General features: G+C 64.5%; 12 protein-coding genes and 1 tRNA gene. 10 read left to right on the top strand and 3 right to left on the bottom strand.

Features of this window, described 5'->3' with window-relative positions:
* The first annotated feature begins 114 nt into the window (after positions 1-114).
* The 10 genes from NG696_RS20865 (at position 115) to NG696_RS04190 (ending at position 9842) form a co-directional block, all read left to right on the top strand.
* Positions 115-309, top strand: coding sequence for a hypothetical protein (locus NG696_RS20865; protein WP_305884615.1), 195 nt, complete (start codon positions 115-117; stop codon positions 307-309).
* A gap of 131 nt (positions 310-440) precedes the next feature.
* On the top strand, positions 441-1721 hold the full coding sequence (gene eno, locus NG696_RS04230) for a phosphopyruvate hydratase (RefSeq protein ID WP_056343550.1): 1281 nt from the start codon (positions 441-443) through the stop codon (positions 1719-1721).
* Between the two features lie 135 nt (positions 1722-1856).
* Complete coding sequence (locus NG696_RS04225) at positions 1857-2522, top strand: FtsB family cell division protein (protein ID WP_252574178.1); 666 nt, start codon at positions 1857-1859, stop codon at positions 2520-2522.
* Positions 2523-2550: 28 nt separating this feature from the next.
* Positions 2551-3222, top strand: coding sequence for a DUF501 domain-containing protein (locus NG696_RS04220; RefSeq protein WP_104060972.1), 672 nt, complete (start codon positions 2551-2553; stop codon positions 3220-3222).
* Entirely contained in the window at positions 3219-4166 is a 948-nt protein-coding gene (locus NG696_RS04215) for a Ppx/GppA phosphatase family protein (RefSeq protein ID WP_252566452.1), read from the top strand. The genes NG696_RS04220 and NG696_RS04215 overlap by 4 nt, the downstream gene beginning before the upstream one ends.
* A gap of 34 nt (positions 4167-4200) precedes the next feature.
* The gene (locus NG696_RS04210; RefSeq protein ID WP_252566450.1) at positions 4201-5577 is read left to right on the top strand and encodes a S8 family serine peptidase; all 1377 of its coding nucleotides are present in this window, start codon (positions 4201-4203) and stop codon (positions 5575-5577) included.
* 38 nt (positions 5578-5615) lie between these two features.
* Entirely contained in the window at positions 5616-7115 is a 1500-nt protein-coding gene (locus tag NG696_RS04205; protein WP_252566447.1) for an NAD(P)/FAD-dependent oxidoreductase, read from the top strand.
* A 109-nt stretch (positions 7116-7224) separates the two neighbouring features.
* The gene (locus NG696_RS04200; RefSeq protein ID WP_252566444.1) at positions 7225-8169 is read left to right on the top strand and encodes an N-acetyltransferase; all 945 of its coding nucleotides are present in this window, start codon (positions 7225-7227) and stop codon (positions 8167-8169) included.
* A gap of 20 nt (positions 8170-8189) precedes the next feature.
* Positions 8190-8263: transfer RNA gene (locus NG696_RS04195), tRNA-Leu, on the top strand.
* Positions 8264-8498: 235 nt separating this feature from the next.
* Positions 8499-9842 (top strand): ABC transporter substrate-binding protein, encoded by a 1344-nt coding sequence (locus NG696_RS04190; RefSeq protein ID WP_252574176.1) that lies wholly within the window; start codon positions 8499-8501, stop codon positions 9840-9842.
* A gap of 120 nt (positions 9843-9962) precedes the next feature.
* Here NG696_RS04190 and NG696_RS04185 read toward each other — a convergent pair whose 3' ends face one another.
* Genes NG696_RS04185 through NG696_RS04175 form a run of 3 tightly spaced genes read right to left on the bottom strand, consistent with a single transcriptional unit; the run spans position 9963 to position 12693 of the window.
* Positions 9963-10736, bottom strand: a complete 774-nt coding sequence (locus NG696_RS04185) for an ABC transporter ATP-binding protein (protein ID WP_252574174.1) — start codon at positions 10734-10736, stop codon at positions 9963-9965.
* A complete protein-coding gene (locus NG696_RS04180; RefSeq protein ID WP_252574172.1) occupies positions 10733-11725 on the bottom strand; it encodes an ABC transporter ATP-binding protein in 993 nt (330 codons plus the stop codon). Before NG696_RS04180 ends, NG696_RS04185 begins: the two co-directional genes overlap by 4 nt.
* Positions 11722-12693, bottom strand: coding sequence for a branched-chain amino acid ABC transporter permease (locus NG696_RS04175; RefSeq protein ID WP_248761978.1), 972 nt, complete (start codon positions 12691-12693; stop codon positions 11722-11724). Before NG696_RS04175 ends, NG696_RS04180 begins: the two co-directional genes overlap by 4 nt.
* Between the last annotated feature and the right edge of the window lie 7 nt (positions 12694-12700).

Below are 12700 nucleotides of genomic sequence, written 5' to 3'. Positions count from 1 at the left end.
AGGCCGGCCGACGCATCGAAATAAAGACAGCCAAAGCGTCAGACAGGCTCTGAGTCAGACCAACCCGACCCCCACATCAATCATTACTGACAGGCTCGATCACCGGGACAACCGGTGGTCGAGCTTGTCGAAACCTCCGGATCTCGACAGGCTCGATTACCGGACGCCGAATCACTGGAGCCATTCGAAACCGAGGAGGAGCTCGGCGACCTGCTGCTCGCCGTCGTCGGCTCCGCACGTGCTAGGGGATTCGACGCCGAACGTGCCCTTCGGGGCGCCATCCGGCGGCAGTTCGCGTCGCCATCATGACGTCCGGGTGATGGATAGGGTTCCGTAACCTGCACCACTCTCGACTAGGCTTGGTCCTGACGAGGACGTCCCAGATTTAACGCTTTTTCCAGCTGTTCGTTCCCCCAAAATCGCCCATAAGGAGCACATCCATGGCGCTTATCGATGCCATCCACGCCCGCGAAATCCTCGATTCCCGCGGAAACCCGACCGTAGAAGTTGAAGTACTGCTCTCCGATGGCCAGATCGGCCGCGCGGCAGTACCCTCAGGTGCCTCCACCGGTGAGCACGAGGCTGTTGAGCTCCGTGACGGAGACAAGGGACGTTACCTCGGCAAGGGTGTCCAGAAGGCCGTTGACGCTGTCATCGACCAGATCGCTCCGGCACTGACCGGCTTCGACGCCACCGACCAGCGCAGCATCGACCAGGCCATGATCGACCTGGACGGCACGCCCAACAAGGCGAAGCTCGGCGCCAACGCCATCCTGGGCGTTTCGCTGGCCGTTGCCAACGCCGCTGCCGCCTCCGCAGACCTGCCGCTGTACAAGTACCTGGGCGGCCCCAACGCGCACGTCCTGCCGGTTCCGCTGATGAACATCCTCAACGGTGGCTCGCACGCCGACTCCGACGTGGACATCCAGGAATTCATGATCGTCCCGATCGGCGCCGAGACCTTCTCCGAGGGCCTCCGCTGGGGCGTCGAGGTCTACCACAACCTCAAGTCCGTCCTGCAGGCCAAGGGCCTGTCCACCGGCCTGGGTGACGAAGGTGGCTTCGCGCCTAACCTGCCGTCCAACCGTGCTGCGCTGGACCTGATCCAGGAAGCCATCACGAACGCCGGCTACACCCCGGGCAAGGACATCGCCCTCGCACTGGACGTCGCCTCCTCCGAGTTCTTCAAGGACGGCGCCTACCAGTTCGAGGGCAAGGCACTATCCGCCACCGAGATGAGCGCCTACTACGCCGAGCTCGTGGCCGACTACCCGCTGGTTTCCATCGAGGATCCCCTGGATGAGAACGACTGGGACGGCTGGAAGACCCTCACCGACAGCATCGGTGACAAGGTCCAGCTCGTCGGCGATGACCTCTTCGTCACCAACCCGGCCATCCTGCAGCGCGGCATCGACACCAAGACCGCCAACTCGCTGCTGGTCAAGGTCAACCAGATCGGTTCACTGACCGAAACGCTGGACGCCGTCAGCCTGGCCCAGCGCGCCGGTTACACCACCATCACCTCGCACCGCTCCGGCGAGACCGAGGACACCACCATCGCCGACATCTCGGTGGCCACCAACGCCGGCCAGATCAAGACCGGTGCCCCGGCACGCTCGGAGCGCGTTGCCAAGTACAACCAGCTCCTGCGCATCGAAGAAGAACTCGACGACGCCGCACGCTACGCCGGCCGCAGCGCTTTCCCGCGTTTCAAGGGCTAGTAGCCGCGTAAACCTCTGACCGGTGGCTATGGTTGAAAGACCATAGCCACCGGTTTTTGTTTTAGCCGGCATTGATTGAGCCGGTATCAAGCGCAGAGTTGCGGCCAGAGGCAGGCCGCACGTTTCAGGAGTGTCATGGCCACCCGCCGTCCCAAAGTTCCCAAGGCCGCGTCGAGGCATCAGGCCACCACGGACCCAGCCAGGGAAGACGCCGGCATCATCCGCGCCGATTTTGGCGGTACAGCCAGCAGCGCAAAGGGCGGGAGCATGGGCAAGACCGGAACGGCGTCCAGCGCCGGAACGTCCGCATCGGGCACCAGGCTCCCGGCAAGCAAAGGGCAGGGGAGCGGCCACAACGGTAACGCCGCGGGCAGGACATCGAAGCCTGACACCACGCCGGATGACAGCCAGCCGGTGCCCGCCAAGGCGTTCTCCGGCCGCATGCTGGCACTGGCGGTGGTCATGATTGCCATCACCATCATGCTGGCCCCCACCGTGAAGATCTTCTTCGACAAGCGGGCCGAGCTCGCCGCCCTCAGCGCCGATATTGCCGCCCGCCAGGCCGAGCAGGACGGCCTGCGGCAGCAGATCTCACGGTGGCAGGATCCGAACTACGTGAAACAGCAGGCCCGCGACCGCATTAACATGGTTATGCCGGGTGAATCCGGCTACTGGGTCTTCGGCAGCGATCTGCCGGCCGGAACAAGCAGTAGCCTGACCGCCACAGCAGCACAAGACCCCGCCGATCTGCCGTGGGTGGATTCCCTGTGGGAGTCCATCAGGCGTGCGGCCACAGACTGAACAGCTAGAGGAAGGATGGCCCGCGCCAGTGGAAGAAAACACGGCGACTGCGCCGGAGAAGTCCCGCCAGCCATCAGCACACGATCTTGAAGTACTCAGCAGGCAGTTGGGACGGCCGGTGCGCGATGTGGTGGAAATCCCGGCGCGCTGCGTCTGCGGCAACCCCCTCGTTGCCGCCACGGCGCCGCGGCTGAGCAACGGGACCCCGTTTCCCACCACGTTTTATCTGACGCACCCCGTCATCACTTCGGCGGTTTCCCGGCTGGAAGCTGCCGGGCTGATGAACGACATGAATGAACGCCTGAGCGCCGATGAGCCCCTCGCGGCCGCCTACCGTGCAGCGCACGAGGACTATCTCGGAGCCCGCGCGGCCATCGGCGAGCGTTCCGGCATCGGCGCCGTCCCGGAGATTGACGGCATCTCCGCCGGCGGCATGCCCACCCGGGTCAAATGCCTCCACGTCCTGGTGGGCCATTCCCTCGCGGCGGGTCCCGGCGTAAACCCGCTGGGGGATGAGGCCATTGCCGGCATCAGTGAATGGTGGACAACGGACCGCTGCTACTGCGACGGCGCCTGGGACACCGCAGGGGAGGCCCCGTCAAAGGATCTCAGCCGCCACGGACCCCAGGGCCTGCCGGAGATCGTGGGCCGGCCCGCTCCGGTCCGCAAGACCGCAAGCGCTGACGGGGCAGGGGCATGACCCGCGTCGCCGCCATCGACTGCGGCACGAACTCGCTCCGCCTGCTCATCGCCGACATCGACCGCAGGAGCGGGACAGCGAAGCTCGCCGACGTTGTCCGCGAAATGCGGGTTGTCCGGCTGGGCCAGGGCGTGGACGCCACCGGCGAATTGGCCCCTGAGGCGCTGGAGCGCACCTTCGCAGCCACGGCGGATTACGCAGCCATGATCCGCGAGCACGGCGCCGAGTCCATCCGTTTTGTGGCAACCTCGGCCAGCCGGGACGCGCGCAACCGCCAGGTCTTTGTGGACGGGATCCGGGAACTGCTGGGCGTTGAGCCGGAGGTCATCTCAGGTGATGAAGAAGCTGCCCTGTCCTTCGCCGGGGCCAGCAGCGTGCTGCCCATCCTTGACGGGGAGCAGGTGCTGGTGGTGGACCTCGGCGGCGGCAGCACGGAGTTCGTCCTCGGTACCTCCGCCGGTGTCACGGCCGCCAAGTCCGTCGATGTCGGCTGCGTCCGACTCACCGAACGGCACCTGCAGGACGATCCGCCCACGGCGGAGCAGATCGCCGCCGCGGAAGCCGACGTCGACGCCGCCATTGCCCGGGCGGGACTGGATGTTCCGCTGGAACGCGCCACCGCCGTCGTCGGGGTGGCCGGCTCGATCACCACCATCACCGCCCATGCCCTGCGGCTTCCGGAGTATTCGCCGGCGGCGATCCACGGGACGGAATTGTCCATCGGCACCATCACCGAAGCCGCCACCGACCTCCTCCACATGACCAGGGGAGAACGTGCCGAACTGGCGTATATGCACCCCGGCCGCGTCGACGTTATGGGTGCCGGCGGGCTGGTGTGGCGGCGCATCCTGGAGCGGCTGAATGAGCTCACCGCGGGCCGGATCGTCACGGCCACGGCCAGCGAACACGATATTCTTGACGGAATTGCCCTGAGCATCCACTAACCAGGCCATCAGCCAACCAAGCATGGGAACCCACATGACCAGAGCAACAGCACGGTTCCGCCGGGCCGCGTCAGCTCTCCTGGCGATGACCCTTGCAGGCGTCAGCCTGGCCGCAGGACTGACCCTGGCGCCTGCGGCCAGGGCCGACGCTGAACGGGACAAACAGTACTGGCTTGGCGAATCCGGAATTACGAAGGCCTGGGAGGTTTCCAAGGGCGCCGGTGTCAAGATCGCGGTGATCGACAGCGGCGTGGATGCCCAGCACCCTGACCTGAAGGGCGCCGTCACCGGAGGCTTCGACGCGTCCGGGGCCGGCAGCCCCAACGGGCAGAAAAGCCTGGGGGTCAAGCCGGAACACGGGACCCTGGTAGCCACCATACTGGCCGGTCGCGGCCACCAGCCGGCCGGCGCCACCCCCTCGCCCAGTCCCGGCCAGGCTGCTGCCAGCGGACCGGACGGCATGATTGGCGTGGCCCCTGAAGCTGAGATCCTGTCCGTCTCAACGTGGCTGGGTTCGGCCAACCCCGCGGGCAAGAGCGATCAGGACCAGATCCCGGAAGCGGTCCGTTGGGCCGTGGACAACGGGGCCAAAGTCATTAACATTTCGCTGGGCAGCGCCACGCCGCAGTGGCCCCAGAGCTGGGATGCTGCCTTCCTCTATGCCGAACAAAAAGATGTGGTCATCGTGGCCGCCGCCGGAAACCGGATAGGCGGCAACCTCCAGGTGGGAGCTCCAGCCACCATCCCCGGCGTCCTCACGGTCGCCGGCCTGGACCGCAAGGGCACAGCGAGCGTCGACTCGTCCTCCCAGGGGATCAGCATTGGTGTGGCGGCCCCGGCAGAAAACCTGCTGGGCGGGCTGCCCGGCGGCGGCTACGCAGAATGGGCGGGAACGTCCGGAGCTGCCCCGATTGTTGCCGGCGTGGCCGCACTCATCCGCTCCAAGTGGCCGGAGATGAGCGCCAAGCAGGTCATCAACCGGATCGTCAGCACAGCCAAGGATGCCGGTCCTGCCGGAAAAGACCCGCTGTACGGCTTTGGCGTGCTGAACGCGGAGGCCGCCCTGAAGGACTCCGTCCCGGAAGCCGCCGCCAACCCGCTCGGCTCCATCTCGGACTGGATCCGCGTCCACCGCCGCGGCAACCTTGGTGCGCCGGCGCCGGTGCCCACCGACGAAGTGGCCAGTGCCGTTCCCACGCTGCCCGAGCCCACTGTGCCCGCGGCGGAGGCGCCCTCACAGCGTGACAGTGCCGTTGGCGCCGCCGTCGTGATCGGTTCGGTGATCCTCTTTGTGGTGATCATCGGGGCAGCCGTCTTCCAGCTCCGTCGGGCGGCCAGAAACCCCGGAGCGGCGCGCGAGGAACCTGATACCGGCGCGTTCCAAACCGTTGATTCAGGTGGCAAAACGTAGTTAGTGAAGATTTTCACAAACTGTTGTATCCTTAAATCATGGCAACCACCCCAGAGCTCCAGGACCGTCCCAGGGTACTCGTCGTCGGCGGCGGGTACGTCGGCCTGTACGTAGCACTCAAACTGCAGAAGAAGATCGCGAATGCCGGTGGCATCGTCACCCTCGTGGATCCACTGCCCTACATGACTTACCAGCCCTTCCTGCCCGAAGTGGCCGGCGGCAACATCGAGGCCCGCCACGCAGTGGTCTCGCACCGCCAGCACCTGAAGCAGACTGAACTCATCCAGGGCAGCGTCACCTCGATCGACCACGCCAACCGCACCGCCGTCGTGGCGCCTGCGGATGGCGGAGAGCACATCGAGATCCCCTACTTCGACATCGTGGTGGCCGCAGGCGCCATCACCCGCACCTTCCCCATCAAGGGACTGGCGGACAAGGGCATCGGCCTGAAGACCATCGAAGAGGCTGTGGCCCTTCGCAACAAGGTGCTGGAGCGCCTCGAGGCCGCGTCCACCATCGCGGACCCCGCTGCCCGCGCCAAGGCACTGACATTCGTGGTTGTCGGTGGCGGCTTCGCCGGCATCGAGTGCATCACCGAAATGGAAGACCTGGCTCGCGCCGCGGTCAAGAACAACCCCCGCATCCGTCAGGAAGAAGTACGCTTTGTCCTGGTTGAAGCAATGGGCCGCATCATGCCGGAGGTCACGGCACCGCAGGCCGAATGGGTTGTGGAGCACCTCCGCAGCCGCGGCATCGAGGTCCTGCTGAACACTTCCCTGGACAGCGCTGAGGGCTCCCTGAAGCTCATCAACCTCCCGGACAAGTCCCTCGCCCAGGAATTCGAAGCCGATACGCTTGTCTGGACTGCCGGTGTGCAGGCCAACCCGATGATCCGCTCCTCCGACTTCCCGCTGGAACCGCGCGGACGTGTCCGCGTTCTGCCGGACCTCCGCATCGCCGGCGATGAAGGCATCATCGACAACGCCTGGGCTGCCGGCGACATCGCCGCCGTGCCGGACCTCACGGGCAGCGGCCTGCCGGACGGCACCTGCGTCCCGAACGCCCAGCACGCACTGCGCCAGGCCAAGCACCTCGCCAAGAACCTGTGGGCTTCGCGCTGGGACAAGCCCCTGAAGGACTACAAGCACAAGAATCTGGGTGCTGTGGCCGGTTTCGGCGAGTGGAAGGGTGTCGCGAACATCAACCTCGTGGGCCGCATTGGCCTCAAGGGCCCGCTCGCCTGGCTGGCCCACCGCGGCTACCACGGCATGGCCATGCCCACCATGGAGCGCAAGGTCCGCGTCATCATGGGTTGGATCCTCGCGTTCTTTATGGGCCGCGACACCACCCAGCTGATCGACCTCGATAACCCGCGCGGCGCCTTCGTGGCCGCTGCCACGCCGGCTCCCAAGCCTGCAGCGGCTGCGCCTGCCCCGGCAGCCAGCACGCCGGAGGCATCCGCCGGAGCAGCCCAGCAGGGCTCGGCAGAAGCCACCAGCGTGGACCCCAAGCAGTCGGTCACCGCGGACGCCAAGTAACACTGGCATCCTGACACAGCATTTGTAACGCCCGACGGCGGCTGTCCCCTTGAGGGGGGATAGCCGCCGTTTTGCGTATCCAACGGGGTGTCCCTTCTAGACTGGCACCATGACTGGCGAAAAGAACCTCCAGACCCTGCTGGCAACACTGAAACCGGTACTGCGGGAGGGGGAGTACGTCTACGTCCTGTGGCCGCATGGCAGGCCGCTCGAGCCCGGCATCGAAGCTGCCGTACGTGAGGCCGGGGGCCTGACGGTCGTCCTGCCGCGGGAAAGGGCAGACAGCCTGGGGCTGCACTACGACTTTGTGGCGGCCTGGATCACTCTGGAAGTGCACTCTGCGCTGGAGGCTGTTGGCCTGACCGCCGCCGTCGGGAAGGCCCTGACCGACGCGAAGATCAGCTGCAACGTGCTGGCCGGCTTCCACCACGACCACCTGCTGGTGCCGGTGGCGGACGCGCCACGCGCCGTCGAAGCCCTAGCTGAGCTGTCAGCGGCAAGTCGGGACGTGCCGCGGCCCGAGCTGCTGCTCAGGAACGAGACGGCTGCGGACAGGGACAAGATCCTCGCGTTGACGGGCGAGGCGTTCGCGGTCTCTCCGGTCACGGGCCTGCCGGTGGCCGGGGAGCCCGAGGAAGTGGACGTGCTCCGCCGGCTCTTCGAGTGCGAGGACTACCTGCCCGAGTTCAGCGTGGTGGCGGTGCTCGACGACGAGATAGTCGGCCATGTGATCAGCACGCGGGGCTGGGTGGGCGACTACGGGTTGCTGGGGCTCGGGCCCATCGGTGTGACGCCAAGGCTGCAGCGCCATGGGATCGGCACTGCCCTCATGAACGACACCATTGCCCGGGCCAACGCGGCGGGGGAGGGCGGGATTGCGTTGCTGGGCAGCACCGAATACTACCCGCGCTTCGGCTTTGTCCCGGCTGCGTCCTTCGGCGTCCTCCCGCCCGACGAAGCATGGGGCGACCGCTTCCAGCTGCTCCCGCTGGCCGTCTGGCCCGGCGGGGTCCACGGGACGTTCCGGTACGCCGGACCGCTTGCGGGCGAATGACGGGATACCATTGACCGGGCGCCCCAGTAGCCCAATTGGCAGAGGCAGCGGACTTAAAATCCGCGTGTTGTGGGTTCGAGTCCCACCTGGGGTACAAATTCTCCCTCCGGCGCGCCTGCGCTGCGCCCACTCCTGCCGCCTTCCAGTACCCCAGCCAGACGTCAACGGACCACCGCGTCCCTTGATTTCGCATATGCAACGACTGTTATAAGGATGTGACCTCAGTCACTTATATCCGTAGCAGATATGCATTAGCTTGAAGTTAAATCAGGAACACCTGATCATCCGCGTCAAAGGCCGTTCGCACCTTTCGATCCAGGAGATTGTCAATGATTTCACTCCCCCCGAGGGCACCCCACGTTGCTAAGCTCACAGCGCTTAGCGTAGGCGTCGCCCTGCTGGCCACGGCCTGTGGTGGTACCTCCACCCCGACGGCGACCACAACAACAACAAAGCCGGCAGGCCTTTCCTGCCCTGCTCCTTCGGAAGGACTCAAGGCACCGGTGATTCCCGCGTCAGGGACAGTGCCCCCGTCCTCAACCACCACTGACACGGCCCTGAAGATCGGCACGCTGTTGCCGACCACCGGAGCGTTGTCCTACCTCGGCCCGCCCGAGATTGCCGGCGTTGAGCTCGCGAAGAATGAAATCAATGCCGCGGGCGGCGTCCTTGGCAAACCTATCGAAGTGACGCACCGGGACTCCGGTGACACCACCACCGATGTCGCCACGCAGTCCGTGACCAACCTGCTGGGCCTGGGTGTCAGCGCCATCATTGGTGCCGCCTCCTCCGGCGTTTCCAAGACTGTCATCAACCAGATCACCGGCGCCGGGGTTGTCCAGTTCTCGCCTGCCAACACCTCCGTGGACTTCACCGCGTGGGATGACAAGGGCCTGTACTGGCGGACCGCCCCGTCCGATGTCCTGCAGGGCTCCGTGCTGGGTAACTACGCAGCCTCCTGTGGCGCACAGACACTGGGCATGCTGGTACTCAACGATTCCTACGGCACCGGGCTTGGCAAGAAGCTCAAGGAGACCTTCGAGAAGGCTGGCGGCAAGGTCGTCGCCGAAGAGCTGTTCAACGAAGGCGACTCCCAGTTCAGCACCCAGGTGGACAAGGTTATCGCCGCTAAGCCGGATGCCGTTGCTGTCATTTCCTTCGTTCAGGGCAAGAGCATCATCCCGCTCTTGACCGGCAAGGGCATCAAGGCCGAGCAGATCTTCCTGGTCGACGGCAACACCGTTGACTACAGCAAGGATTTCCAGCCCGGCACGCTCACCAAGGCGCATGGCACGATTCCCGGAACTACTGCCGGTGAAGACTTCAGGAAGTCGCTGTTGGCTGTCGATCCTACCCTGAAGGATTTCATCTACGCCGGTGAGAGCTGGGACGCTGCCAACCTGACCGCGCTCGCGGCAGAGGCCGCCAAGAGCATCAAAGGTGTGGACATCGCCAAGCAGCTGCAGGCCGTGTCCAAGGATGGCGAGAAATGCTATAGCTTCGCCAACTGCGTGACGCTGCTGCGCGAAGGCAAGGACATTGACTACGACGGCCAGTCCGGTCCGGTCACTTTTGCCGACAGCGGCGATCCCTCGGAAGCAACCATAGGTGTCTACGAGTACAAGGAAGACAACAAGATCACCCTCGTCAAGGAAGAGTTCGGCAAGCTCTAAAGCCTGTTCCTCCGCTGACACAGAAGACCCCCGCCCGGGGAACCGGACGGGGGTCTTCTTCGTGGGTACTGCTTTTGGTGGGACTGACCAGTCCCGGCGGGCCAGTTATGCTTGGTCCGCTCAGTTCTGGTCGGCCAGTGTACCCAGATAGAGCTGGATGACCTTCGGATCCTTCATCAGGTCGCGTCCGGTGCCCGTGTACGCGTCCTTGCCCTGGTCCAGTACATAGCCGCGATCACAGATCTGCAGGCAGCGCCGGGCGTTCTGCTCCACCATGATCACCGAGACACCGGCCCTGTTGATCTCGTGCACGCGGAGGAAGGTCTCGTCCTGCCTGACGGGGGAGAGGCCTGCCGAGGGCTCATCAAGGAGCAGTACGGCGGGATCCATCATCAGGGCCCGGCCCATCGCCACCATCTGGCGTTCACCGCCGGACAACGAACCCGCACGCTGCGCGCGCCGTTTGCCAAGTTCGGGGAACAGGCCGGTCACGAAATCAAACCGCTCGGCAAAAGCCTTCGGCCTCTGGAACATCCCCATCTGCAGGTTCTCTTCGATGGTCAGCGCCGCGAACACGTTGTTTGTCTGCGGCACGAAACCCACGCCCTGGCTGACCAGCTTGTTCGCCTTGAGGCCGGTGATATCCTTGCCGCGGACCACCACGGTCCCCGAATGGACTTTGACCAATCCGAACATTGCCTTCAGCAGAGTGGACTTTCCGGCACCATTGGGGCCGATTATTCCGATCAGTTCTCCCTTGCGGGCCTCAATGCTGCAGCCGTTGAGGATGTTGACGCCGGGGAGGTATCCGGCCACAAGGTTCTTTACCGAGACGACGGCGTCGTCGGCATGCGCCGGACTTTCTGTCGGTGCCGCTGCGCTGGCTGCGCTCATTTTCCGTCCTTCTTGTCGAGTCCCGAGACCACTATTTCAGGGGCAATAATGCCGGCGTCTTCGGTGCCGACCACCGATTCCTCGTCTGCCTCAAGTTCGGCTTCGAGTTCCCTGATGCCCTCGGCGTCGCCGAGATCCACATCGTGATGGGCGCCCAGGTAGGCGTCAATCACGGCAGGGTTCTTCATGACTTCGCCAGGAGGCCCTTCGGCCACGATCTTGCCTTCCGCCATCACCACCACCCAGTCGGCGATATGCCGCACCATGTTCATGTCGTGTTCGACGAACAATACGGTCATGCCCTCGGACTTGAGGTTCTTGATGTGGTCCAGCAGTGACTGCGTGAGCGCCGGATTCACGCCAGCCATGGGCTCATCCAGCATGACGAGCTTTGGCCGGACCATGAGGGAGCGGGCCATCTCGAGCAGCTTGCGCTGGCCACCGGACAAGGACGCCGCATAGTCGTCCTTTTTGGCGTCCAGCTTGAATTTCTCCAACAGGACATCGGCCTGCGCGGTGATTTCCTTCTCCCGGCTTCCCCAGAGTCCCTTGAAGAGGGCCTTGGAGAGCCGCTCGCCGGGCTGGTCGGAGGCCCCGAGGCGCATGTTTTCCATAACGGTGAGCTTGCCCATGACCTTGGTCAGCTGGAAGGTTCTCACCATGCCCATGCGGGCAACCTTGTATGGGGAAACCCCCGCTATGCTTTGGCCTTCAAACTGCCATTTTCCGGAGTTGGGATGATCGAATCCGGTCAGGAGGTTGAACAACGTGGTTTTGCCGGCCCCGTTCGGTCCGATCAGGGCCGTGATCTTATGCCGCGGAATTTCGAGGTACTCGACATCCACAGCATTGATGCCACCGAAGCTCCGTGTGACGTTTTCCGCCACAACGATGGGATCGCGCTTCTTGCAACCTGGTTCATTGCCGCCCACTGCGATGGGGCGGGCGTCGGTCATGTAGTCGATGTTCTCTTCACGCCGTTCACTCATGCGAATGCCAGCTCCTTCTTATTGCCAAAGACACCTTGGGGCCGGAAGATCATCAGGAGCATCAGGGCAACACCGACCAGGATGAATCGGAGCTGGCCCGCTTGGATGGTGGTCAGCCAGGTGATGATCCCGGACTCGATCAGCCCGCTCAGGATGCCCTGAGTAAGCGAGAGCACCACCCAGAACATCATGGCCCCGATGACCGGCCCGAGGACGGTGGCCATTCCGCCCAGCAGGAGACACGTCCAGAGGAAGAACGTCAGCTCCGTGCCGTAGTTGGCTGGTTGGATTGCGCCGCGGGGGAGCGTAAAGATCATCCCGGCCAGGGCGCCCAGCACACCGCCGATGATCAGAGCCTGCATCTTGTAGGCGTAGACGTTCTTGCCGAGCGACCGCACGGCGTTTTCATCTTCACGGATGCCCTTGAGGACCCTGCCCCACGGGCTGCGCATCAGCAGCCACACGAGGATGCCAGCCACGATGACCAGCGTCCATCCCACGATCCGGATGAAGAAGTCCCGGTTGTTCATGCCCAGGGGGTACGATCCGGGCGGGAACGGGTTCATCTCGTAGAACCCGCCCTCGAAGGCTGCCAGGCCGTTGGCTGAGCCCGTGACCGCCGTCCAGCCGTTGGTGGTGACGAGGTACCGGACAATTTCGGCCGCCGCAATGGTGACGATCGCCAGATAGTCGGCCCGGAGGCGCAGCGTCGGAATGCCCAGAATCATCGCAAAAATCGCTGCTGCGACGACGGCGATGAGCAGGGCCACGAAGAACGGCGCCTTGAAGGTCAGTGTGGAGATGGCGAAGCCGTAGGCGCCCACTGCCATGAAGCCTGCCTGGCCGAAGTTCAGCAGGCCGGAGTAGCCGAAGTGGACGGCGAGGCCCAGCGCCGCCAAGGCGTAGGCGGCGGTGGTGGGGCTGATGAGTTCGCCGAAGGCGTTGGAAAGAATTGCTGCAAAATCCATGATTGTC

It is taken from the genome of Pseudarthrobacter cellobiosi (genome assembly GCF_023913755.1).
Taxonomy (GTDB): Bacteria; Actinomycetota; Actinomycetes; order Actinomycetales; family Micrococcaceae; genus Arthrobacter; species Arthrobacter cellobiosi.
Note: the sequence above shows the minus strand (reverse complement) of the source record. Positions and strands in the feature narration are given on the sequence as shown.